The organism is Phaeobacter cretensis (assembly GCF_047372505.1).
Taxonomy (GTDB): domain Bacteria; phylum Pseudomonadota; class Alphaproteobacteria; order Rhodobacterales; family Rhodobacteraceae; genus Phaeobacter; species Phaeobacter cretensis.
Genome location: NZ_JBKBEU010000001.1, coordinates 492,411 through 515,225, shown reverse-complemented (window position 1 = coordinate 515,225; position 22,815 = coordinate 492,411). Strand labels below are relative to the sequence as shown.

23 protein-coding genes are annotated in these 22,815 nt (G+C 57.1%); 13 read left to right on the top strand and 10 right to left on the bottom strand.

Annotation, left to right across the window (positions count from 1 at the left end; genetic code table 11):
• Positions 1–124 precede the first annotated feature (124 nt).
• Together ACEWZM_RS02510 and ACEWZM_RS02505 are read left to right on the top strand one after the other, a co-directional pair.
• Positions 125–445, top strand: a complete 321-nt coding sequence (locus ACEWZM_RS02510; RefSeq protein ID WP_414004946.1) for an arsenate reductase family protein — start codon at positions 125–127, stop codon at positions 443–445.
• A 40-nt stretch (positions 446–485) separates the two neighbouring features.
• The gene (locus ACEWZM_RS02505; protein WP_414004945.1) at positions 486–854 is read left to right on the top strand and encodes a hypothetical protein; all 369 of its coding nucleotides are present in this window, start codon (positions 486–488) and stop codon (positions 852–854) included.
• A gap of 78 nt (positions 855–932) precedes the next feature.
• Here ACEWZM_RS02505 and ACEWZM_RS02500 read toward each other — a convergent pair whose 3' ends face one another.
• From ACEWZM_RS02500 to ACEWZM_RS02475, 6 genes are all read right to left on the bottom strand, one after another.
• Positions 933–1,469 (bottom strand): hypothetical protein, encoded by a 537-nt coding sequence (locus tag ACEWZM_RS02500; protein WP_414004944.1) that lies wholly within the window; start codon positions 1,467–1,469, stop codon positions 933–935.
• 3 nt (positions 1,470–1,472) lie between these two features.
• Positions 1,473–2,228, bottom strand: a complete 756-nt coding sequence (locus ACEWZM_RS02495) for an HvfC/BufC family peptide modification chaperone (RefSeq protein WP_414004943.1) — start codon at positions 2,226–2,228, stop codon at positions 1,473–1,475.
• Complete coding sequence (gene bufB, locus ACEWZM_RS02490) at positions 2,225–3,073, bottom strand: MNIO family bufferin maturase (RefSeq protein WP_414004942.1); 849 nt, start codon at positions 3,071–3,073, stop codon at positions 2,225–2,227. Before bufB ends, ACEWZM_RS02495 begins: the two co-directional genes overlap by 4 nt.
• A 67-nt stretch (positions 3,074–3,140) precedes the next feature.
• Positions 3,141–3,446: a BufA1 family periplasmic bufferin-type metallophore gene (locus tag ACEWZM_RS02485; protein ID WP_414004941.1), complete on the bottom strand. Its 306-nt coding sequence runs from the start codon at positions 3,444–3,446 to the stop codon at positions 3,141–3,143.
• A 234-nt stretch (positions 3,447–3,680) separates the two neighbouring features.
• The gene (gene thrS, locus ACEWZM_RS02480) at positions 3,681–5,612 is read right to left on the bottom strand and encodes a threonine--tRNA ligase (RefSeq protein ID WP_414004940.1); all 1,932 of its coding nucleotides are present in this window, start codon (positions 5,610–5,612) and stop codon (positions 3,681–3,683) included.
• 169 nt (positions 5,613–5,781) lie between these two features.
• Entirely contained in the window at positions 5,782–6,786 is a 1,005-nt protein-coding gene (locus ACEWZM_RS02475; RefSeq protein WP_414004939.1) for an Lnb N-terminal periplasmic domain-containing protein, read from the bottom strand.
• 298 nt (positions 6,787–7,084) lie between these two features.
• Between ACEWZM_RS02475 and ACEWZM_RS02470 the strand changes: the two genes are divergently transcribed.
• From ACEWZM_RS02470 to ACEWZM_RS02460, 3 genes are all read left to right on the top strand, one after another.
• A complete protein-coding gene (locus tag ACEWZM_RS02470) occupies positions 7,085–7,864 on the top strand; it encodes an alpha/beta hydrolase family protein (protein ID WP_414004938.1) in 780 nt (259 codons plus the stop codon).
• Positions 7,865–8,007: 143 nt separating this feature from the next.
• A complete protein-coding gene (locus ACEWZM_RS02465; protein ID WP_414004937.1) occupies positions 8,008–8,439 on the top strand; it encodes a VOC family protein in 432 nt (143 codons plus the stop codon).
• An 87-nt stretch (positions 8,440–8,526) separates the two neighbouring features.
• Complete coding sequence (locus tag ACEWZM_RS02460) at positions 8,527–9,447, top strand: alpha/beta fold hydrolase (protein WP_414004936.1); 921 nt, start codon at positions 8,527–8,529, stop codon at positions 9,445–9,447.
• A gap of 74 nt (positions 9,448–9,521) precedes the next feature.
• Here ACEWZM_RS02460 and ACEWZM_RS02455 read toward each other — a convergent pair whose 3' ends face one another.
• The gene (locus ACEWZM_RS02455; protein WP_414004935.1) at positions 9,522–10,094 is read right to left on the bottom strand and encodes a DUF6151 family protein; all 573 of its coding nucleotides are present in this window, start codon (positions 10,092–10,094) and stop codon (positions 9,522–9,524) included.
• A 60-nt stretch (positions 10,095–10,154) separates the two neighbouring features.
• Complete coding sequence (gene phaZ / locus ACEWZM_RS02450) at positions 10,155–11,429, bottom strand: polyhydroxyalkanoate depolymerase (protein WP_414004934.1); 1,275 nt, start codon at positions 11,427–11,429, stop codon at positions 10,155–10,157.
• Positions 11,430–11,574: 145 nt separating this feature from the next.
• Here phaZ and phaC point away from each other — a divergent pair, with 145 nt between their 5' ends.
• The 8 genes from phaC to ACEWZM_RS02410 all read left to right on the top strand — a co-directional run bounded on the left by phaC (position 11,575) and on the right by ACEWZM_RS02410 (position 21,039).
• On the top strand, positions 11,575–13,404 hold the full coding sequence (gene phaC, locus ACEWZM_RS02445) for a class I poly(R)-hydroxyalkanoic acid synthase (RefSeq protein ID WP_414004933.1): 1,830 nt from the start codon (positions 11,575–11,577) through the stop codon (positions 13,402–13,404).
• A 132-nt stretch (positions 13,405–13,536) separates the two neighbouring features.
• Positions 13,537–13,980 (top strand): phasin, PhaP, encoded by a 444-nt coding sequence (locus tag ACEWZM_RS02440; protein WP_414004932.1) that lies wholly within the window; start codon positions 13,537–13,539, stop codon positions 13,978–13,980.
• Between the two features lie 254 nt (positions 13,981–14,234).
• On the top strand, positions 14,235–14,795 hold the full coding sequence (gene phaR, locus ACEWZM_RS02435; RefSeq protein ID WP_414004931.1) for a polyhydroxyalkanoate synthesis repressor PhaR: 561 nt from the start codon (positions 14,235–14,237) through the stop codon (positions 14,793–14,795).
• 225 nt (positions 14,796–15,020) lie between these two features.
• Entirely contained in the window at positions 15,021–16,019 is a 999-nt protein-coding gene (locus ACEWZM_RS02430; RefSeq protein WP_414004930.1) for an XdhC family protein, read from the top strand.
• Positions 16,016–17,020: a molybdopterin-binding protein gene (locus ACEWZM_RS02425; protein ID WP_414004929.1), complete on the top strand. Its 1,005-nt coding sequence runs from the start codon at positions 16,016–16,018 to the stop codon at positions 17,018–17,020. Before ACEWZM_RS02430 ends, ACEWZM_RS02425 begins: the two co-directional genes overlap by 4 nt.
• Positions 17,021–17,146: 126 nt before the next feature.
• Entirely contained in the window at positions 17,147–17,632 is a 486-nt protein-coding gene (locus tag ACEWZM_RS02420) for a (2Fe-2S)-binding protein (protein WP_414004928.1), read from the top strand.
• A 152-nt stretch (positions 17,633–17,784) separates the two neighbouring features.
• Positions 17,785–20,148 (top strand): xanthine dehydrogenase family protein molybdopterin-binding subunit, encoded by a 2,364-nt coding sequence (locus ACEWZM_RS02415; protein ID WP_414004927.1) that lies wholly within the window; start codon positions 17,785–17,787, stop codon positions 20,146–20,148.
• A gap of 102 nt (positions 20,149–20,250) precedes the next feature.
• Positions 20,251–21,039, top strand: a complete 789-nt coding sequence (locus tag ACEWZM_RS02410) for an FAD binding domain-containing protein (protein WP_414004926.1) — start codon at positions 20,251–20,253, stop codon at positions 21,037–21,039.
• An 85-nt stretch (positions 21,040–21,124) separates the two neighbouring features.
• Here the strand turns inward: ACEWZM_RS02410 and ACEWZM_RS02405 are convergent, their stop codons facing one another.
• Complete coding sequence (locus ACEWZM_RS02405) at positions 21,125–21,766, bottom strand: methyl-accepting chemotaxis protein (protein WP_414004925.1); 642 nt, start codon at positions 21,764–21,766, stop codon at positions 21,125–21,127.
• 243 nt (positions 21,767–22,009) lie between these two features.
• Positions 22,010–22,654, bottom strand: coding sequence for a translation initiation factor IF-3 (infC, locus tag ACEWZM_RS02400; RefSeq protein ID WP_462047789.1), 645 nt, complete (start codon positions 22,652–22,654; stop codon positions 22,010–22,012).
• Between the last annotated feature and the right edge of the window lie 161 nt (positions 22,655–22,815).

Below are 22,815 nucleotides of genomic sequence, written 5' to 3'. Positions count from 1 at the left end.
GAACAGGTCGAGGAAGTCTTCCCAACCCGGTTTTAACTTTTGCACGGACCATGTAAAAATCAAGAAAAACAGTGTGACTCTACCATAAATTGTGTTGAGCCGCCTCCTCTGGAAAGGAAATAACGTGCAAATCTTCGGATTGAAGACCTGTGATACCTGCCGCAAAGCATTGAAACAGCTGCCGCAGGCGGAGTTTGTTGATGTGCGTGCTGACGGCGTGCCAACGCCGATTCTTGAGTCCGCCTTGGCACAGTTCGGTGACCGGTTGGTCAATACACGCTCCACGACCTGGCGCGGGATGAGCGAAGACGAGCGCGCGGGCGAGCCGTTGGCGCTGTTGGCGGCAAACCCTACCCTGATGAAGCGCCCGCTGATCAAATCCGGCGAGGATCTGCATCTCGGATGGGATGCTAAAACCAAGGCAGCCCTTGGCGTTGATGGATAACGGCCCCATGTAATCTGGGAAGAAGTTAAGGAGAGCCGGAATGCGCAATGCAGCTCTGATACTTGGCGTACTGGCCGGGTTGCTTGGTCTGATCGTAGGGTTTGCGGGGTATGGCTATACGGCTGCCGTAGATTACTTTGGTGAAATCGATGGTATTGCCCAGCAGGTCGACAATGTCGACCAATTGCGCCTGTTGGCGGTCGCTTCGCCGATACTGGCACTAGCCGGGGGCGCTATGGCAGTGTCGCGTGCGCTTTGGGGCGGAGTGTTGCTGTTGGCTGCCGCGGCGGGATTTTACGCCGGGTTCGGCTTCAATGTTTTTACCATATTCCCGATCTCAATGGCGTTCTTAGCTGGACTGTTGGCGTTGGCGGCTGGCAAACCCGATGAGCCTAAGGCGCATTTCTAGAGACTGTCGAACGCGATCTAAAAAGGCGCCGCTGCTGATGCAGGGCGCCTTTTGTTGTTGAAATATTGCGGGCTGGTGTCAGGCCGCAGCCGGAGCGGTTACACGTCGCGCCAATGCGTCAAGCGACAGCGGGCCTGCACCTTTGAATACCAGCACTAGCAATAGGAAAGTCCACATCACCCGCTGATCAACAAGACCGATGGCATTGTCAAAAAGGCTGCCTAGTTTGACGCCATGGCCGGTGACATCAACAATCGTCTGCACCCAGATGAAGCCGATGGTGCCAAGCGCTGCCAAGCGTGTCAGCAGCCCCAATAGGATTAATGCGGGCAGCACATATTCTGCTACGGTCCCGGCAAAGATCACCAGCCGCTGAAAGATGTTGAGCTGTGACACATCATAAAGCACCGCTTCAGCGGCATGAGGGAAAATCTGGCCAAACGCCCCGGCAGAGGGGGAGAAGATAGATCCGTCGGTCTTTAACCCCGCGGAATTCCAATAATAGACCAGTAGCACCGCCACAAAAACGAGGCGAGCCAGGGTCGGGACAACGAAGTCCGACATCTTGTCAGCCTTGCCAATGATGGAAGTATAAGAGGAAACAAGCGCCTGCATCGATTATCCTTTGCGATTTAGGTCAATGATTGCACCGCCTTGCAGCAACAGGGCGAGTGGTGTGGAAAGGTCGAAGTCGGGATGGTCTGCCTGCACATCTGCAAGCGCTGCTTCAAGCGAAGCGCCATCCGTGATGGCGGATATCCAATCAGCGCCGCCCGGTGGCAGCTCCTGGATTAGTGGATCGAACTCTGGACGTGTAATCAGCACATCTTGTGCCATATGTCGCGGTTTTGGCGCGCTGTCTTCTGTGTTGAAACGCCAGATGTCATAGATCGGCCAGCGCGAGCGTAGCACCATCACAGCAGGGGCAAGGTGCAGGCCGGTGGCCATCAGTTCCTCGGGTGCCAACGCGCCCAGCTGAGCAGGATCCAGTGTGGTTGCATCGGCGGCATGATAGGCGCGGCGCCGTGCAAGCTCTAACCGCGCCATATCGGGGAGATACCCCAAGTGGCTGAGCTGTTCCATATTGGCCAGAAAGGCAGGAAACTCTGATCCATAGTGCATCATGAGCGGTGATGTTGGCGGATGCGCACGCAAGTACATCCCGGCCAGACCATCGATGTTCTGCTTGCCCAGCAGCTTGGTGATGATTGGAAAACCAGTATGCATTGCCTCGGTCAGGGAGACCGCGATGTTGTTGCGATAGACACTGAAGCGCCGCCCAGCAGGTTGATTCAGATGGTCTTGTAGATCTTGTGGCACCGGTTGTCCTGCGTCCATCATCGCGCGGGTAAACTCTGTCTGACTGACGCTCATGCCGGGACATGCTCCAGCGCGGTTGCCGCACGGGTTGCCTCTGCTGCCAGAACTTGCCATTCGGGAACATCGGTATCCCATTCCACAAGCACAGGTTTCGGGCCGGATTTCGCGAGCGTGTAATCCAACAGCGCCCAGACCGGGTCCACGACCTCGGCCCCGTGGCTGTCGATCAGCAGGGGATGACCATGGTCATCCTCATCCTCGTCATGGCCGCCAAGGTGGATTTCGCCGACGTGATCCAGGGCGAAGGCATCAATGTAGCCCTGAGGAGAGAAATCGAGATTGGTGGCGGAGACAAAGACGTTGTTTACATCAAGCAGCAGCCCGCAACCGGTGCGGCGGGTAATCTCGGCCAGAAATTCGGGTTCTGACCAGGTGCTCTCAGCGAAGGCGAGATAGCTTGAGGGGTTCTCAAGCAGCATCCGACGTCCGATTGTATCCTGGACCAGATTGATATGGCCGCAGATCCTTGCCAACGTCGCATCAGTATAGGGCAGGGGCAGCAGGTCGTTGTAGAAATGGCTGTCATGTGTGGACCAGGCAAGATGCTCGGAGAAGCTGGCTGGATTGAGCCAGCCGACCAGATGTTTCAGCCGTGCAAGATGATCACTGTCCAGCGGGCCTTCGCTGCCAATGGACAGGCCAACGCCATGGACGGACATGGCGAATTGTTCCGTCAGATGGCGCAGCTGCGCGATGGGGCGACCACCGTCCCCCATGTAGTTCTCGGCGTGGATCTCCAGCCATTTCACCGGGCCGGCATCCGCAAGGATATCGGCAAAATGCTGCGGCTTGTAACCAACACCCGCTGCTGCGGGCAGGGAGAGGGCGGCATCCAGCATGGTGAGACCTATGATCAGCTACAAAAAGGGCGGGAGATATCCTCCCGCCCTGATACTCTAACCTGACTTATGCAGGCAGGTCACGCTCCAGCGGCTCGAGTGAGCCGTTGCGGTCGGAACCATCCGCCATCTCGGGCAGATCCATACCTTCGCAGCTACCCGCGTCAACCAGGGTCCAGGCGTTACCCTGATAGTCAACGGTGGAGGTGCCTGCGCAGGTGGTGCCGGGGCCGGCGGCGCAATCATTCTGACCCGCCAGGGAGACGCCATAGCACTTCTCTTTCGACTGGGCGGCAGCCGGTGTGACCATTGCAGAGGTCAGTGCGGCAGCAACGGCACCAGCGACGGCGAGGGATTTTGCAGTGTTTGACATGTGTGTCTTCCTTCTTTGAATTTAATTGCGAGGGCGGTGTTACTAACGAGACATTAGCTCAGCCCGAGAAGTGTTTGAATTCACGAGCCTGTGTCTCACGCGGGCGTCAGCATCCGTGACTGTTTATTACAGTCGATTGGCTGCCGAACCCTTAAAACCATGCGCAAAAAGAAACCGGCCCCGCAAGTGGGGGCCGGTAAATCGGTAGAGGATCAGCAAAAGACCGCGGAAATGTTACAGAAGGTCCGGCGGAGTTGCGTCAACCGACAGGGTTTTTGTTACAGCATCCAGTGTTTCCACCTTGGTCTGTTTTTCACCAAGCCGGCGCACTGAGACGGTGCGCTCTTCTACTTCTCGGTGACCAACGGCCAGGATAACAGGCACTTTGCTCAGCGAATGTTCCCGAACCTTGTAGTTGATCTTCTCGTTGCGGATATCCGCCTCGGCCTGCACGCCAACGGCGCGTAGGGTTTCAACCACTTCGTTCACGTAATCGTCGGCCTCTGATGTGATCGAGGCTACGACGACTTGGCGCGGGGCAAGCCAGAAGGGCAGTTTGCCTTCCCAGTTTTCGATCAGAATACCGATAAAGCGTTCAAGCGACCCAAAGAGCGCACGGTGCAACATGACGGGGGCCAGTTTTTCACCTGCTGGGCTGACATAGGTCGAACCAAAGCGTTCCGGCAGGTTGTAGTCCACCTGCAGGGTGCCGCACTGCCAATCACGGCCAATTGCGTCACGCAGAACATATTCCAGCTTGGGTCCGTAGAACGCACCTTCGCCTTCGAAGATCGTGTAGCTCATTTCGGCCCGATCAAGGGCGGTTTTCAGCGCGCCCTCTGACAGATCCCAGCTTTCATCACTGCCGATACGGTTTTCAGGTCGGGTTGACAGTTTGACGTGCACATCCTCAAAGCCGAAGTCCTTGTAGATCGACAGGATCAGGTCGTTGACCTTGAGGCATTCGTCAGTCAGCTGCTCGGGGGTGCAATAGATGTGCGCGTCGTCCTGGGTAAAGCTTCGGACGCGCAAAAGCCCGTGCAGCGCCCCCGAGGGCTCATAGCGGTGCACCTTGCCAAACTCCGCTATCTTCATCGGCAGTTCGCGATAGCTGCGCAGCGCATGGTTATAAACCATCATATGACCGGGGCAGTTCATCGGCTTGAGCGCATAGTCCCGCTCGTCATGGGTTTTGGCCAAAAACATGTTTTCCATGTAGTTGAACCAATGGCCCGAGGTCTCCCAAAGGGCGCGGTCCATGATATCGGGTGTGTTTACCTCAACGTAGCCAGCTTTTTCCTGACGGCGACGCATGTAAGCAATCAGCGTCTGGAATACGCGCCAACCGCCGGGGTGCCAGAAGACAGATCCCGGTGCGACTTCTTCGAAGTGGAACAGGTCCATCTCGCGGCCCAGCTTGCGGTGGTCGCGTTTGGCGGCCTCTTCCAGCATAGTCAGGTGGGCTTTCAGCTTCTCTTTGCCGGTGAAGGCCACGCCATAGATCCGTTGTAACATAGCGCGGTCGCTGTCGCCACGCCAGTAGGCCCCAGCCACGGACATCAGCTTGAACGCGTCACCCGGCAGTTGGCCGGTGTGCTGCAGGTGTGGTCCGCGGCAGAGATCCTGCCAGTCACCATGCCAATACATCCGAAGTGGTTCATCGCCGGGGATGCTTTCGATCAGCTCGACCTTATAGGGTTCATCATTGTCGGCGTAGTGCTGGATCGCGCGGTCGCGGTCCCACACCTCGGTACGTACGGCATCACGCTTGTTGATGATCTCTTTCATTTTTTTCTCGATCGCGCCGAGATCTTCGGGGGTGAAGGGGGCGACGCGATCAAAGTCGTAGTACCAGCCATTATCAATGACCGGGCCAATGGTGACCTTGGTGTCGGGCCAGATTTCCTGCACCGCGCGGGCCATGATATGCGCCAGGTCGTGACGGATCAGTTCATTGGCCTGTTCTTCGTCCTTCATGGTGTGAATCGCGATGGAGGCGTCAGCATCAATGGGCCATTGCAGATCCCAATGCGCACCGTTCACGGTGGCAGAGATCGCCTTTTTGGCCAGAGACGTGGAGATGGAAGAAGCGACCTCGGCGGCGGTTATGCCTGCGTCGTAGGATCGTGCATTGCCATCGGGGAAGGTGAGTGAGATCTGGGCCATATTGGCTGCTCCTCGTCGGTTTGGCGCCCACAGAACGCCCGGTTGCGGGTTATGGTGTTTGGTCCGTTTGGCAGGGGTCGGCGAGGCTGTCAAGCGGGCGAGGGGCTAACCCCTCAGGCTGACCCAAATATTTTCTGCCAGACGACACCGATAGATATAGACAGGTTGATCAGGGCGCCGGAACTGGAACGCCTTCGCGGATCACTGCGGAGTATTGATCTGTGATGCCCATCGCTTGCGCCATTGCCGTGATGCTACCCAGTTTGCGCAGCTCCTCGGTGCTGAATGATTGGGCCAGAACGCCCTGATCATGGGCGTATTCGGGCAGGTAGCCATTGGCCAGCAGCCGCCAATCCAGCGGCACGTCCTGAACAATGGTGCGGATCATCGTCATCACAACAGTGGTACAGTTTTTGGTCAGCGAATTGTACCATTGGGGCCGTTGGGCCAGCCCATTGGCGGCGTCGACATATTGCATCAGCAAGGTGCGGGCAGTTTCGGGATCGGCCTTGATGCGAAACAACTGTACATCTTCGCCTCGGGCATTGGTGCGGGTTCCAATCACGTCGCGCTCATCAGCTGCGATCAGCACCAAGGTATTGGTTTTGAACAAATCTGCAATCGGTGAGAACTCGCCGCCGACCTGTCGCCGTACCTCAACCGACCAAGCGATATGCTCGCCATCTGCAAAACCAAAGCTGACCACCATATGGGCCATCTCCGGTCCAGCCCAATAGGACATAAAAAGATCGATGCTCTGCAGTTGGCTCAGATCATAGCTGCGGTTGTCCCAGCGAGCTGTGAAATCAGTGGGGGTGCGCCAGTCAAAGTTACGCACATTGGTTAAAGTCAGGATATCACCATCGCGGGTGCCGGTAACCTGCCGGGCGACATCAGGTGACCAATTGGCATCGGCTGGCGGGGTCAGGCTGCCCCACCACCAGATCACGGCGGCCAGCGCCAGACAAAAGGTAGCAAGCCCGCGCAGCGCGCGTCCACGGATCAGCGCCCACAGCGTGGCCAGACCCAATCCAGCAAATCCCGACGCCGCAGCTGTGCGCCACAGACTGTCAACTGGCAAGCGATACCACAGCGCCATCGTGCCCCAGATGGTGGCCAGAAGGATTAACAGGCACAGTAGACCAAGGCAGAAGAGGCGAAGGGCGCGGGTCAAGGGGATGGCTCCTGGTCCAAATTGGGCAGTGTCTCAGCGACGCCGACCGCTTTCTACGGTTGGTGGCGCCTAAGTCGCGCGGACCGTAGGCAGCAGGGCCGCCGGTCGCAAGAGGTGGCTCCCTATGACTAGGATAAGGCTGCGCAGCGTTGCGCGGCTGCATCTGGCGCATGTAGATGGCGGCTGTACTTGCTAGACCTTTGGTAACCGGTACACACATCCATTGCGGTGGCCTTGTCGTCGTGGCAAATCTGACTGCAACGCAATTTGACTGATGGCGCCGCCGCAGGGGGATATCATGGGGACGACCCAATTTCTGGACACCAAGATGGGCCGCCGTCTGGCCTATCACCTTACCGCCGCGACAGGCGCTACCGATGTACCAACAGTGGTGTTTCTAGGCGGGCTGAAATCTGACATGGAGGGTACCAAAGCGGTGCATCTGGAAGCTTGGGCCAAGGCGCGAGGCATTGGTTTTCTGCGGTTTGACTATTCCGGTCACGGCGAGAGTTCTGGCCGTTTTGAGGAGGGCTGCATTGGTGACTGGCATCAGGATACGCTGGCCGCGGTACAGGCATTGACCAACAGCCCGATCCTGCCGGTTGGCTCGTCCATGGGGGGCTGGCAGGCGTTGCTGTTGGCCCGCGCGCTGCCGGAGCGGGTGGTAGGCATGGTCACAATTGCTGCCGCACCGGACTTTACCGAAGATGGCTATTGGGCCAATTTTACCGAAGATCAAAAGGCAGAACTGGAGTTGCGCGGGCAGGTAGAGCTGCCGAGCGACTACATGGAGCCTTATGTGATCACCAAACACATGATCGAAGACGGGCGTGTTCATTTGGTGCTGCGAGATCCGCTGGTTTTGGCGATGCCGGTACGCTGCCTGCAAGGGACTGCTGACACCGCTGTCAGTACAGAAACAGCACTGCGTCTTCTTGATCACGCGACTTGCAGTGACATGCGTCTGGAGTTGGTAAAAGACGCCGATCATCGGTTCTCTGACGCGACTTGTCTGAGGTTGATCGAAACGGCCGTTGCCGAGGTTCTGGGACTATCTGGCGCGGCTAAGATCGGCTAGGCTAGTGATCAAAGCAGACTCGCCTAATTCCGATGTAACCTCTGGCCACTGCTTTGGATTATTATGAGGCCTGCCACATTGGATTGGCCTGTGTCTGACGAAATGGCGATGGGATGTGACGTAGCCCGAACAGGAGAGTACCGATGGAACAACGCATCAGCCTGATCACCCTCGGTGTGCATGATATGGGGCAAGCCGCTGCCTTCTATGAGGCGCTTGGCTGGAAACGCGCTGACAGCCCTGATGGAGTCATTGCCTTTGATCTCATATCCCAGACACTCGGGCTTTATCCGCTGGCGGCGCTGGCTGAGGATATCGGGCTGCCGTTGGAGGCGTTGGGAACTGGCGCGATGACGTTGAGCCATAATACCCGTAGTGCGGAGGAGGTCGCAGAGCTGTTGGCAAAAGCTGAGGCTGCTGGAGCTAAGGTGCTTCGCCCGGCCGGCGAGGTGTTTTGGGGCGGTACCATCGGGTATTTTCGCGCACCTGACAATCATATCTGGGAGATTGCCCATAACCCGTTTTCGCCTCTGTCTGACGAAGGGGCCTTTCGTTGGAACGGGTATGGGTCGTAGGCATGAATTGGAGTGCTATGGCCCCGATATCCTGACTTGGGGTGCTTGCCAAATCTACTTGTGCCATATCAAAGAGGTAGAACGCACGTGACAGATCAGCAAGGCGGCGCAGTACAGGGCGGTTGCGATAACCATGAAGCAACTCCAGGGACCTCCGGGTTCGAGCCTTTGGTGATGCTACCGGGATTGATGGGCACGGCTGAGGTATTCTTGCCGCAGCTGCGCGCGCTCTCAGGTGTCTTGCCCACCATGGTTGCTCCGCTTGTAGGCGGTGCGCGGATAGAGACAATAGCAGATCATCTGTTGACACAATTGCCGCCCCGGTTTGCGCTGGCTGGCTTGTCGATGGGCGGCATCGTCGCGATGGAGATCTTACGCCGTGCGCCAGATCGGGTGACAAGGCTGTGTTTGATCTCAACCAGCCCGTTGCCAGATACACCAGCACAGGCAGCCGAGTGGGAGCCACTGATCATCGCGGCGCGCAGCGGTCGAATGGAGGATGTATTGCGGCATTGTCTGCCGGTGGAGTGCCTTGCGCCCTCACAACAGCGGCTTGATGTTCTGAATGCAGTGTATCAGCAGGGGTGCGCGCTGGGGCCGGATCTCTTTGTGGCACAGGCGCGCGCCTTGCAACGGCGCACGGATCAGCAAGCAGCGCTGCGCCGCTGCAAAGCGCCGACGCTGATTTTATGCGGGGCGCAGGACCGGCTGACGCCGCTGAAACGACATGAATTCATGGCGGCGCTGATGCCCAACGCGCGCCTGCATGTGATTGAAGAGGCAGGTCACCTTCCAACCCTGGAACAGCCGGATCTGGCGACCAGTGCCATCGCGGAATGGCTTGCAGAGGTTGATCCGCGCCAGTCGGATGTGGAAAGCAGCGTATCAACGGCTCCGGTTCAGGGGCAGACACATACACGGACCATATCTGAGGTTGGCGGCACGCCACCCGCGACATCAAACGGCTTACCGCCGCTCACTCTGACGAATCCGTTGAAATCAAATTAACTCAACGGCTTCCGCCTGTAGGTTACTCCAGCCGATAGCTATGCCAGAACATGGAAAACAGCAAGTTGCCGTGCTCAGCGATAGAGCGCCGCACGTTCTTCTTTGCTGATTACCATTGGCGTTGATGTCGGCGTGCCGTTTTCGACGTTAAAGAATGGTGTCTCTTTCCAGCGACCAGACAGGCGGGCGGAAATCATCCGGCTGAGCAGCGAAATCACCATCCGAATAGCCCCCTCGGTCCGGGGCTGTTTTCCGGTTTTTTTCACAAAGGCGCGGGTGCGGATCTTGCCAAGTGCGTCCTTGTCGGCAAACCGGTCCGACCGCATCCCGGCGAAAGGCAGCGTGGGTTTCGCCAGTGTGTTGGCCATCGGGGTGCCGCAACAGCCAGCATACCAGCGATGCAGCCCCTTAGGACTCAGCCGCATCACACGCAGTAATCCCTGCCCTTGATGGAACTTGAGCCCATCAGGGTTGACCTGGAACAGGTCAACCGGGCCGGGGGCCGGGTCGGGTTGCTTATGATAGATCTCGTTTGCGCGGCAATCAGGACAGAAGCAAACAATGCGCGTACCGGCCTTTTGGGCATCTTGCGACAGCTCACCTCGGATCTGTCCACAATCGCAGGCGAAATTCAGCGGACCAGCCATTCAGGGTGTCCCTCACTTTGTGATTTGCGCCCAACTTCCAGCTGGGCGCAGCAATGCGTCTCAGGCGGAAATCTTGGCGCGTTTGGCCGCGGGGGTGCGCGGTTTGCGAGCGTTGGCGTTCATGAATTCGATAACCAACGGGCGGATGTTATCGCGCCAGCTGCGCCCGGCAAATATGCCATAATGTCCCGCCCCGGGTTCGACATGGCTGGCCTTTTTCTCCTCGGGCAGGCCGGTGCAGAGATCTAATGCCGCAATACACTGACCGGGGGCTGAGATATCGTCGTTGGCGCCTTCTACGGTTTTCACCGCCACATTGGTGATTTTGCCAATATCGACCTTGTGGCCTGCGACGACAAAGTCGTTGCTTGCAATCTCGCCCCCCTTGAACACACGTTCCACCGTCGAGAGGTAGAATTCCGCTGTCATATCCATAACTGCGAGGTATTCATCGTAGAAGCGGTTGTGGGCATCATGGTCAGAGGCTTCGCCGCGGCTGACCCGTTGGATCTGATCCATAAAGGCCTTGGAATGCCGTTCGCCGTTCATCGACATGAAGGACGATAACTGCAGCAGCCCGGGATAGACCTTGCGGCCGACGCCTTTGTATTTGAAACCGACGCGCTGGATCATTGTCTCTTCAAGCTGGCCCATGGTCACACGGCGACCAAAATCAGTGACATCCGTTGGGGTTGCATCGGGATCCACTGGCCCGCCGATCAGCGTTAGCGAGCAAGGCTGCGCGTCGGGATCCTGCTCCGCCAGATAGGCCGTCGCCGCCAGTGTCAGCGGTGCTGGTTGGCAGACAGCTATGACATGGGTGTCCGGACCCATTTCACGCATGAAATCAACCAGGTATAGTGTGTAGTCTTCGATATCGAACTTGCCGGCCGACACCGGAATGTCGCGTGCGTTGTGCCAGTCGGTGACATAGACTTCGCAATTTTCAATCAGGCTTTTTACGGTCGACCGCAGCAGAGTTGCATAGTGACCAGACATCGGAGCCACCAACAAAACCTTGCGCGGCTGTTCGGCTCGGCCTGCCACGCGGAAATGGATCAAGTCGCCAAATGGGCGTTCGACGACGGTGTCGATTTCGACCACGTGATCGCGGCCATCAGCACAGGTCTGGGTATAGATGCCCCAGTCTGGTTTGGTCACCATACGCTGATAACTGCGCTCTGTTACCTCACCCCAGGCGGCCATCCAGCTTAGTGCGGGATTGGGGATTGCGGCAAAGGCGGGGTTGGACGCCATCGATAGGGCCGTTGCGCCAAGCCACTGGTTTGTGTTGCGCATCGTTTCCATCAGATCGTACGACATCATGTAACGCATGTTATATCTCCATTGCGTTGGCCGCCCAGATCCGATCTGAATCCACGTGCGGTTGTGTCACAGCCCATCGGAGGTTTCACGGCTTTGTCGTATGATGGGCGGACGGTATTCTGCATAGCAGAAAGATTACGGGGGATTTGTTAAGATGACAACAAGTGACAGCGCGGACCCAGCGGTCTCGCCGGAACATATTGAACGAATTAAGAAAAATATGGAGCAAGTTGAGCAACTATCGAAACGCCTGATGGATGTTCTGGCTCAGAAAAAATCTCACCCCAAGTCATTGGATGGTCCGAATCAGGAGTTATTCGCACGTGCAGCAACTGCGTATTGGTCGGAGATGGCCCAGAACCCAGGTAAGCTGTTGGAAAAACAAGTGTCTTATTGGGGGCAGGCGGTGGTGAATTTCGCAGAAGCCCATTCATTGATGACGAAATCGATGGAGAGCGGCTGCACGGGTATCGCGGAAAAGCCAAAACCCGCTGACCGTCGCTTTGCCAATCCGATGTGGCAGACCAACCCATATTTTCACTATGTCAAACAACAGTATCTGACCAATGCTGAGATGATCCAGGCCGCAGTGGCTGAGGTCGAGGATCTGGAAGATATCGACAAACGTCGACTTGGCTATTTTGCCGATCAGATTGTGCAGATGATGGCCCCCACGAATTTTCTGGCGACGAACCCCGACGCGCTGGAAAAAGCGGTGGAGACCGAAGGCCAGTCGCTGATCGACGGGCTGGAAAATCTTGTTGCTGATCTGGAAGCCAATGATGGCGAATTGGTGGTGCGGCTGGCCGACGAGAGCGCGTTTGAAATAGGGCGAAATGTCGCCACGACGCCCGGTGAGGTTGTGTTTCGCAATGAGATGATGGAGCTGATCCAATATCACCCCACAACCGAAACCGTGCATGACATTCCGATCATACTATTCCCGCCCTGGATCAACAAATTCTACATCCTTGATCTCAAGGCTCAGAACAGCCTGATCAAATGGGTCACCGAGCAGGGCTATACGCTCTTTGTTGTCTCCTGGCTGAACCCCGGCCCAGAACACGCCGACCTGGGTTTAGACGATTATGTCGATAAGGGGTTCTTGACCGCAATTGAAACCGTCAGGTCGATCTGCAATGTGAAACAGGTTAATGCGGTTGGCTATTGCATCGCGGGCACCACGCTCAGCCTGACGCTGTCTTTGATGAAACAACGCGGCGACACTTCGGTGAAGTCTGCGACCTTCTTTACCGCACTGACCGATTTCTCTGACCAAGGAGAGTTCACGCCCTTTCTCCAAAACGATTTCATCGATGGCATTGAGGAGGAGGTCAACGCCAACGGGTTGCTGCGGTCTTACATCATGGCGCGGACTTTCTCCTATCTACGGTCAAATGACTTGGTCTATGGCCCGGCAATCCGCAGTTACATGATGGGGGAAACTCCACCTGCCTTTGATCTCCTGTATTGGAACGGGGATGGCGCAAACCTGCCGGGGCGGATGGCGATGGAGTATCTGCGTGGCCTGTGTCAGCGCAATGAATTTGTCAACGATGGCTTTGAGTTGATGGGCCACACGCTGCATGTGCGTGACGTGACCGTGCCCGTGATGGCCATTACTTGCGAGACCGACCACATCGCTCGTTGGAAAGATTGCTATCGCGGTGTGCAACAGATGGGGTCCCGCTCTAAAACCTTTGTGGTGGCGCAGTCAGGGCATATCGCGGGCATCGTTAACCCGCCGACCCGCAACAAATATGGCCACTACACCAATACCAGCCTTAAAGGCGTTCCCGATGCGTGGATGGAGGGGGCTAGCTTCCACGAAGGTTCCTGGTGGCCGCGCTGGGAAACCTGGCTCTCCAAGCGTTCTGGCAAGCAGATTCCGGCGCGCGATCCCGGCGATTCGCAGCATCCTCCGTTGACCTCAGCGCCGGGCGACTATGTGCGCGTTAAGGCGAGACAGGCAGTAAGCGGCTGATTTGTAATGACTTTGGAAAATTTTCTGCGCCGCAGCAATAAATATCTTGAAATGCTGCGACGCAGAAATAATATTGATCTCATGCGAAGGCGGCATCAGGATCTGGCCGCGTAACCAAGAGGAACTAGTACTATGGCTAAGACCCAAGATTTTACCGCGATGATGAAAGACATGATGGGTGCATTCCCAGTTGACACAAGCGCGATGGAAGACGCGTTCAAGAGCACTGCAGCTCTGAACGAAAAACTGTCCACTGTTGCCCTGCAGGCCGCTGAGAAATCCGCTGAGATTTCCAACAGCTGGGCCAAAGAAACCCTGACCAAGCTGGGCAGCGTTTCCAAAGCTCAGGCAGAGCCTGCTGACTACGCAAAGGCCGCAACTGATTTCGCCTCCGCTTCCGCTGAAGTGGCTGCTGAAAACATGGCTGCCTTCGCTGAAGTTGCCAAAAAAGTTCAGATGGACACGGTTGAGCTGCTGATGTCGGCTGGCAAAGACATCTCCGAAGAGGCGTCTGCCGCTGTCAAGAAGGCCACTGATGATGTGACTTCCGCTGCGAAAAAAGCAGCTGCTAAGTAAGCGCTATTAGAACTCGCAAAGAGATTTCGCACTCCTCCCGATGGCATCTCTTTGTACCGAAAGGGGCAGGTCACATGACCTGCCCCTTTTTCGTATCTGCATGACCGGGGTGATTGCCTCATGTGGATGCGGTCGTTTTGTCAGATGATATTGGATCCGACGATCAATTGTTGCGCGGTTTGGCGTAACGCTTCCCTTTTGTTCTGCGCTCGCATAGGCTTTGCTGCAATGCATCATGTCTGGGGAGAAGTGACATGTCGGATAAGGATAAACCCTTGTTGATCAAACGATATGCCAGCCGTCGGCTCTATAATACCGAGACCAGCGACTACGTTACGCTTGAGGATATTGCCGGGTTCATCCGAGAGGGCCGCGAAGTCCAGATTGTCGATCTGAAGACGGGCGATGACCTGACACGTCAGTATCTACTACAAATCATCGCCGAACACGAAAGCCGTGGTGAAAATATCCTGCCGGTCAATGTGCTCAACGATCTGGTGCGCAGCTACATGGTTCCCGGTGGCGGTGTTATGCCTCAGTTCCTGCAAAGCTCATTCGACATGTTGCGCGAGAACCAAAGCAAGATGGTTGAGAACATGAGCGCGATGAATCCGATGGCCCAGATGCCGGGGTTTGAGGCGATCAAAGCACAGCAGGAAGCATTTCTGAAGGCAATGACTGGTGGCTTTTCTGGGAGCTGGCCCACAGGTGGTACAGCACCAAGCGAGGCTGATAGCGACAAGGGCGGCGATGGGCTGGACGATATCAAGCGTCAACTTGCAGAATTGCAGGACAAGCTCTCCAAATTGAAGTGATCGCAGTCAGATGATGGGCGGCTTGGATCCGCAAGTCGGGTCCATCACTAGGGTCATGCTCAAATTTTGCGACCAAAGTCTCAGGGCTTGCACCGTATTTGTGATCCCGTTCGGGGCGCTCCAGAGTTAAGCTAGATTGGCCAGGCCTCCATCCGGTGTTCCGACCGCCTGGTATTTCTTTTCGTGTACTACGTGACGATTGCGACCCAACCCCGAAGGATCCAAATGACTACGCCGAGCTTGCAGCGTTTTGATAACATTCCTGAAACTGCGCTTGACTGGCATTGCGCCGGTAAGGCGGCGGGGCAGGGCGCTGCGCTGGCAACAGTGGTGGAAACATGGGGGTCAGCTCCTCGTCGCACGGGGTCGCAGCTGGTGGTTGCCAGCGATGGACGTATCGAAGGCTCTGTCTCGGGTGGCTGTGTTGAAGGCGCGGTGATCGTTGCCGCTCAGGAGGCAATCAATACTGGCCACCATCAGGTTCTGGAGTTTGGTGTCAGCGACGAGGATGCGTTTGCTGTGGGGCTGGCCTGCGGTGGCACTATTCGCATTCTGGTCGAACCTATTGGCGGCACATTGCCTGAAACGGTGCTGGCTGATCTTGTCGTGGCCCGCGCTGAACGTCGCGCCGTGGCTTATGTGGTCGATCTCGAGACAGGCCTAGGCCGGTTGGAGAGCGACACCCACGTCGAACGGATGCGCATGGATCGCTCCGGGGTGGAAGAGGATGGCACGACATTTGTCGCCATTCACAATCCTCCACTGCGGCTCATTGTGGTGGGCGCTGTGCATATCGCGCAGGCGCTGGTCCCGATGGCGCGGATCGCGGGATATGATCCGGTTATCATTGATCCGCGCGCTGCCTTTGCCTCCCCTGAACGCTTTCCCGGTGAGACACTGGTGGAGGATTGGCCGGATGAGGCGATGGCGCGCCTTGCTCCTGATGCCCGCAGCGCCGTTGTCTTGCTAACCCATGATCCCAAGATTGACGATCCTGCACTGGAGGCTGCCCTGCGCGGGCCATGTTTCTATATCGGGGCGTTAGGATCATCCCGCACCCATGCCAAACGGGTCGCGCGCATGCAGGATGCAGGATTTGATGCCAGCACCATTGAGCGTATTAACGGGCCTATTGGCCTCAATATCGGTGCAGCTGGCCCCGCAGAGATCGCAGTGTCCATTATTTCCGAGATGACGGCGGTGCTGCGCGGTCGCAAGATATGATTTTTGGTGAGGTGCCGCTTTCTCAGGCTTCGGGCTGCTATCTGGCCCATTCGCTCCAAGGAGCGGATCGCCGTATCGCCAAGGGCACCCGATTGGCTGCGCCCGATCTGGCCGACCTTGCCGCAGCTGGCCATAGCGCGCTGATTGTGGCGCAGCTTGAACCTGGCGACATTCATGAGGACCGCGCCGCTGAACACCTTGCCGAGGCACTGTTGCCCGACCCGCAGGCGCGTGGCCTGCGTATTTCAGGTGCCGGAGCGGGGCGGGTGAACCTCCATGCGCTTGGCCCCGGTTTGATCAGAGTCGATGCGGCGCGGATAAATGCGCTGAACGCGGTTGATCCGATGATCACGCTGGCAACTGTGCCTGACTATCATCGCGCAGATCCTGGCAGCATGGTCGCTACGGTGAAGATAATTTCCTATGCCGTGCCGAATATCGCTCTGGAAGCTGCTACCCGTGATGTGGCAGGCGCAATCAGCCTGATCCCTCCTCAGCTGCGTCGTGCGACATTGATTGAAACCCGCACCAGTGATGACATTCCATCGGACAAGGGGCGTGCGTCCATGATCGGGCGCTTGGACCGTTTTGACATGGTCATGAGCCCCCGGCAGGTGGTGCCCCACCGCGAGGCCGAACTGGCCGGCGCCCTAAAAGCTGCCAGTGCAGATAGCGATCTCCTTATGGTGCTCACCGGATCGGCTACATCTGACCCGTTGGATGTGGCCCCCGAAGCCCTGCGTCGCGCAGGCGGCGGGGTGCTGCGGTTTGGCATGCCGGTCGATCCCGGTAACCTGCTGTTCCTGGGACATCTGGCTGGTCGTCCAGTGTTAGGGCTGCCGGGTTGCGCGCGCTCGCCTGCGCTCAACGGCGCGGATTGGGTACTGGAGCGATTGATATGCGGCTTGGAGGTCAGCAGCGCCGATATCGCTGGAATGGGCGTCGGGGGCCTGCTGAAGGAAATCCCGACACGCCCGCGTCCGCGTCGCAGCAACCTCTGACTTCGTTTGCAGAGTGCAACTGCAACTGCGACTTTAGTCGCGGCTGGTGCGATTAGTGCTTCGCGCAGGCAACAGGCCCGTGTTTAACTTCTGCAAGCGAGTTAACACGAGCCAAGGGAGGCGCTGATGGTGAAAGTCACAATGACCGTAAACGGTCGGACTGCGAGCGGAGAGGTCGAGGGGCGAACGCTTCTGTCCGGTTTTCTGAGAGAAGAACTGGGGTTGACGGGTACCCATGTCGGCTGTGACACCAGCCAATGCGGCGCTTGTGTCGTGCATGTCGACGGCAAGGCGGTGAAATCCTGCACCATGCTGGCTGCCGAAGCCGAAGGCGCGGATATCGCGACCATCGAAGGGCAGGCGGCCCCGGATGGCACGCTCAATACCATTCAGCAGGCTTTTCAGGACCACCATGGTCTGCAATGCGGCTTTTGCACGCCGGGAATGGTGATGTCTGCAGCCGCCTTGCTGAAAGACAACCCAAAACCGAGCGAACAGGAAATTCGTGACTATCTCGAAGGCAACCTGTGCCGCTGTACCGGCTACCATAACATCGTGAAGGCGATCATGGCAGCTTCTGGTCAGGATGTCTCTGCTATCGCGGCAGAGTAATTACGCGGCGGCCACTCGATCTCCGAAGAAGATCACCGAATACGGTGGTACGGGACGGAGGGAACAGGACCTGCGACGAGACCAGATTCAGAACCAAAGTATGACCAAGAAGTTTGCCCCAGTGCAGACCATCCAGGGAGGAGATTTGGAGAATGCCAAAGGATAGCGGCATAGGCGCCAGCCCAAAGCGGCGCGAAGATGTAAGGTTCCTGACCGGAACCGGAAATTACACCGACGACATTAATCTACGTGGCCAAGCCTATGTGCATTTCTTGCGCTCGGACGTGGCTCACGGGCGTCTAACCTCAGTCGATACCTCGGATGCCGCTGCCATGCCCGGCGTTGTGCGCATCTTTACCGGCGCTGATTTCGAAGGCGTTGGTGGGCTGCCATGCGGCTGGCAGGTGACTGACCGCTTCGGTGAGGTGATGCAGGAACCCGCCCATCCGGTGTTGGCCCAGGGAAAGGTGCGCCATGTTGGTGATCCGATCGCGGCCATTGTGGCCGAGACGCCGGAACAGGCGCGTGATGCGGCTGAGGCGATAGATCTGCAGATTGAGGATCTACCCGCTGTCGTCAATATGAAAGAGGCCGTGAAGGATGGCAGCACCAAGGTGCATGACGATCTGACCTCAAACCTCTGTTACGATTGGGGGTTTGTTGAAGAGAACCGCGATGCCGTGGATCAGGCAATCAAGGCTGCCGCCCATGTCACCACGTTAGAACTGGTCAACAATCGTTTGGTTGCCAACCCGATGGAACCTCGGGTTGCAGTTGGTGATTTCAACCGCGCAACCGGCGACAGTACGCTCTATACAACCTCGCAAAACCCCCATGTTATTCGCCTTTTGATGGGGGCTTTTGTGCTCGGCATTCCAGAGCACAAACTGCGCGTCGTGGCCCCGGATGTGGGTGGCGGTTTTGGCACCAAGATTTTCCACTATGCAGAGGAAGCGTTCTGCACCTTTGCCGCCAAAGCCCTGAACCGCGCGGTTAAATGGACCTCGTCCCGGTCCGAGGCCTTTATGTCGGATGCGCATGGTCGCGATCATGTTACCAAGATCGAACTGGCGCTGGATGCTGACAACAACTTCACGGCGCTGCGCACTGAAACTTATGCGAATATGGGGGCTTATCTGTCCACTTTCGCGCCTTCGGTACCAACCTGGCTTCATGGCACGCTGATGGCGGGCAATTACAAAACGCCGTTGATCTATGTGAATGTGAAGGCCGTATTCACGAATACTGTTGCGGTGGATGCCTATCGCGGAGCAGGTCGGCCTGAGGCTACGTTCCAGCTCGAGCGTGTGATTGATAAAGCCGCCCGTGAGCTGGGCGTTGATCCGATAGCCCTGCGGCGTCAAAACTTTATCACGGACTTCCCCTATGCCACCCCTGTTGCGGTTGAGTATGACACAGGGGACTACGTGGCCACGATGGATAAGCTGGAAGAGATCGCTGATCTCGCCGGTTTTGAGGCCCGCCGTGCAGAAAGTCGCAAGAATGGCAAGCTGCGTGGGCTTGGGGTTAACTGCTATATTGAAGCCTGCGGCATCGCGCCCAGCAATCTTGTCGGTCAATTGGGAGCCCGTGCCGGCCTTTATGAAAGTGCGACAGTACGGGTCAATGCCACAGGTGGCATTGTGGTGATGACGGGCAGCCACAGTCACGGGCAGGGGCATGAGACATCGTTCCCGCAGGTGATCGCGGATATGATCGGCATCGACGAAAGCATGGTCGAGATCGAACATGGGGATACCGATAAGGCTCCGATGGGCATGGGCACATATGGCTCGCGTTCGCTGGCGGTTGGCGGTTCTGCCATGGTGCGGGCGACTGAGAAAATCATCGCCAAGGCCAAGAAAATCGCGGCCCACATCCTTGAAGCCTCTGATGCGGATATCGAGCTGAAGGATGGCCAGTTCAGCGTCGCCGGCACGGACAAGTCATTGGCTTGGGGGGATGTGACCCTTGCGGCTTATGTGCCGCATAACTACCCGCTGGAGGATATCGAGCCTGGGTTGGAGGAAACCGCGTTTTATGATCCGGCGAACTTTACCTATCCCTCGGGCGCCTATGCTTGCGAAGTAGAGCTGGACCCCGACACCGGAAAGGTGACTATCGAGAGCTTTGCTGCCGCAGATGATTTTGGCAATATCGTCAACCCGATGATCGTGGATGGTCAGGTGCATGGAGGCATTGGTCAGGGTATCGGCCAGGCGTTGATGGAGGGGTGTGTCTATGACGACGACGGTCAGCTGCTCTCTGCGTCCTTCATGGACTATGCCATGCCCCGCGCGGATGACGTGCCATTCTATCAGGTGGATCACTCTTGCCAGACGCCCTGCACCCACAACCCATTGGGGGTGAAAGGCTGTGGTGAGGCTGGTGCCATTGGCACCCCGCCTGCGGTGGTAAACGCGGTGGTTGATGCATTGCAATCTGCAGGCAGTTCCGTGACCCATATCGATATGCCACTAAGCCCGGCGCGGGTCTGGGCCGCAATGCAGGGTTGATGTGCGACTTACAACGGCGGAGGCGGGGGCCAGCTCCCGCACCCCCGGAGTATTTTCGGAAAGATGAAGGCCGGTTAGCCGGTTTTCGGAAAGGATACGAAAATGTATGAATTCGAATTCGAAAAGCCAACGACCATCGCCGATGCGGTGGCGGCTCTGGCGAAAGAAGAGGCCCAGGCCCTGGGCGGTGGGCAGACCCTTATTCCAACGTTGAAGCAACGGTTGGCGATGCCCGGTACGTTGGTCAGCCTGAGTGGGATCCCTGATATGCGGGGCGTCTGCGCGGATGGCGATGCTTTGGTGGTCGGTGGTGCTACGACCCACGTCGAAGTAGAAGCAGCGGTGGCGGCAACATATCCGGCACTGTCAGCGCTGGCGGGCCATATCGGCGATCCGGCTGTGCGTAATCGTGGCACAATTGGTGGATCTCTGGCCAATAATGATCCGTCGGCATGTTATCCGGCAGCCGCGCTGGCCAGCGCGGCGACGATCATCACCAACACGCGTGAAATCGCAGCGGATGATTATTTTCAGGGATTGTTCACCACAGCGCTGGAAGAGGGCGAGATCATCACCTCGGTTCGGATGCCAGTCCCAGAAGGGGCGCACTACGAGAAATTTGTCCAGCCTGCCTCGCGCTTTGCCCTTGTTGGCGTGTTTGTGACGCGGTTTGCAGATGGTGTGCGGGTGGCAGTCACCGGCGCGTCCGAAGACGGTGTGTTCCGCTGGGGAGCGGCGGAAAACGCTTTGGCCGCGAATTTTTCCCCCGATGTGATTGACGGGCTAAGCGTGGCAGAAGATGGCATGATTGGCGATCTGCATGGCAGCAAGGCCTACCGTGCACATCTCGTCGGGGTGATCACCAAGCGGGCCGTGGCTGCCGCCAGCTAGTCCCGCTGAGCGCAACGATTGACGGCCCTGGCGGATAGCCGGGGCCGTTCGTTGTTTTCTTGCAGTAGTTTGATCTGTTCGTGGATCAGGCGCGCAGGTAGCCGGACATCGTATCGAGCAGCGTCTGGGTGCGCCCAGAGAGGTTACGGATTTCCGAGGCAATCACCGCAAAACCTTTACCCTGATCCCCGATACGCGCGGCTTCAATCGACGCGTTGAAGGCGATCAACTGGATGTGCCGCCCCACGGTTTCGGCATTTTCAATCGCCTCGCGCATCCCGTCATCGCGCGCACTATCGCGAGATTTCTGCGCGTCGAACATGTTCTTGGTCATATCAATCAAAAAGGCAGAAACTTCCGGCTCGACCTTGTAGAGGGCCTGGGCCGTAAGTGAGGGCATCTCGCGCACACGCTTCAGCAACTCGGAATCGGATTTTTCCTCGACAACCTCGGCAAAGGGGGTCAATGCGTCGACGGATTTCTTGTGTTGTATCCGTAGTTCGGCCGGTAGCTCATACTCGCTCTCGGCGAGGAGCTTATCCAGTTTCTTGGTCAGCATCGCATAGGCGACCTTAATCCGAGAAACAGACTGATCGAGCAGTTCTTTCATGGTGTCGGGCGCGTGCTGGGTGTCTTCGTTGGCCAGAACAACTAGCGCAAGCGAAGCGGCGCGGCAGGGGGCGATGGCCATAAAGGCGCTGTTTTGGACGTCGCTGAGAGGCTTCAAGAGAGGCTCCATATTTGCGGTGATTATTCTTGTCGGAGGCGAGAGCGAACTCCCACTAGGAATTAACGCGAGGGCGTAAATAAAACGTCACCATAGGGGGCATTAAGCTTCATCGTGCTCGAAAAAGTCTATGCAATGCTCGAAATGGTGCTGTCTGATGTCGGTTGATGTGACAGGGCACGAAAAAACCCCGCTCCAGATGGAACGGGGTTGCTAACTCTGGATGGATGGTACAGCAGTTGCTTACTTCTGCGGCAGTGGCCCGATCATCATGATCATCTGACGGCCTTCCATCTTGGGCATGTTCTCGACCTTGCCCTGTTCTTTGATATCTTCTGCGACACGCAAAAGCAGCTCACGTCCCAGGTTCTGGTGCGCCATCTCGCGGCCACGGAAACGCAGGGTGATCTTCACTTTGTCGCCGTTCTCAAGGAACTTGTACACATTGCGCATCTTGACTTCGTAGTCATGGATATCCGTGTTGGGACGGAACTTCACCTCTTTGACTTCGATGATCTTCTGCTTCTTGCGTGCTTCGCTTTCCCGCTTTTGCTGTTCATACTTGAACTTGCCATAATCCATGATCTTGCACACGGGCGGGGTGGCGTTGGGCGAAATCTCGACCAGATCGAGACCGGCCTCTTCTGCCATCTGCATCGCCTTGGCGGGGTGAACCACACCAACGTTTTCCCCCTCGGCGCCAATCAGGCGAATCTCAGGAGCACGGATTTTTTCGTTTGTGCGCGGGCCGGTGTCGCGTTGCGGCGGCGCATTATGGGGTCTGCGGGCTATGACGTCTATCCTTCTGTCACTTCGGAAAAGTGCCCGGAAAATAACGATCCCGGGCCTGCGATTCAAGTCAATTGCGGGTATGACCGCGCATATCATGGTTTTCAAGGTTTGTTTGCACCTGAGAAGGTCAGCAAATGGTTAATTCTGATGTGCGCTGATCTTGGCAAACGGTGCCGAGCCAGAATGGCGGCGTTTGGCCTATGGCGACGACTATAGATTATTCCCCTTGTAGTTTCAGGTGCATAGGCCCAAATGCT

Coding starts and splice junctions, on each gene's coding strand:
- ACEWZM_RS02505 (WP_414004945.1), top strand. CDS start 486: ATGCGCAATGCAGCTCTGATACTTGGCGTACTGGCCGGGTTGCTTGGT.
- ACEWZM_RS02500 (WP_414004944.1), bottom strand. CDS start 1,469: ATGCAGGCGCTTGTTTCCTCTTATACTTCCATCATTGGCAAGGCTGAC.
- ACEWZM_RS02495 (WP_414004943.1), bottom strand. CDS start 2,228: ATGAGCGTCAGTCAGACAGAGTTTACCCGCGCGATGATGGACGCAGGA.
- bufB (WP_414004942.1), bottom strand. CDS start 3,073: ATGCTGGATGCCGCCCTCTCCCTGCCCGCAGCAGCGGGTGTTGGTTAC.
- ACEWZM_RS02485 (WP_414004941.1), bottom strand. CDS start 3,446: ATGTCAAACACTGCAAAATCCCTCGCCGTCGCTGGTGCCGTTGCTGCC.
- thrS (WP_414004940.1), bottom strand. CDS start 5,612: ATGGCCCAGATCTCACTCACCTTCCCCGATGGCAATGCACGATCCTAC.
- ACEWZM_RS02470 (WP_414004938.1), top strand. CDS start 7,085: ATGGGGACGACCCAATTTCTGGACACCAAGATGGGCCGCCGTCTGGCC.
- ACEWZM_RS02465 (WP_414004937.1), top strand. CDS start 8,008: ATGGAACAACGCATCAGCCTGATCACCCTCGGTGTGCATGATATGGGG.
- ACEWZM_RS02455 (WP_414004935.1), bottom strand. CDS start 10,094: ATGGCTGGTCCGCTGAATTTCGCCTGCGATTGTGGACAGATCCGAGGT.
- phaZ (WP_414004934.1), bottom strand. CDS start 11,429: ATGCGTTACATGATGTCGTACGATCTGATGGAAACGATGCGCAACACA.
- phaC (WP_414004933.1), top strand. CDS start 11,575: ATGACAACAAGTGACAGCGCGGACCCAGCGGTCTCGCCGGAACATATT.
- ACEWZM_RS02440 (WP_414004932.1), top strand. CDS start 13,537: ATGGCTAAGACCCAAGATTTTACCGCGATGATGAAAGACATGATGGGT.
- phaR (WP_414004931.1), top strand. CDS start 14,235: ATGTCGGATAAGGATAAACCCTTGTTGATCAAACGATATGCCAGCCGT.
- ACEWZM_RS02430 (WP_414004930.1), top strand. CDS start 15,021: ATGACTACGCCGAGCTTGCAGCGTTTTGATAACATTCCTGAAACTGCG.
- ACEWZM_RS02425 (WP_414004929.1), top strand. CDS start 16,016: ATGATTTTTGGTGAGGTGCCGCTTTCTCAGGCTTCGGGCTGCTATCTG.
- ACEWZM_RS02420 (WP_414004928.1), top strand. CDS start 17,147: ATGGTGAAAGTCACAATGACCGTAAACGGTCGGACTGCGAGCGGAGAG.
- ACEWZM_RS02415 (WP_414004927.1), top strand. CDS start 17,785: ATGCCAAAGGATAGCGGCATAGGCGCCAGCCCAAAGCGGCGCGAAGAT.
- ACEWZM_RS02410 (WP_414004926.1), top strand. CDS start 20,251: ATGTATGAATTCGAATTCGAAAAGCCAACGACCATCGCCGATGCGGTG.
- infC (WP_462047789.1), bottom strand. CDS start 22,654: ATGATATGCGCGGTCATACCCGCAATTGACTTGAATCGCAGGCCCGGG.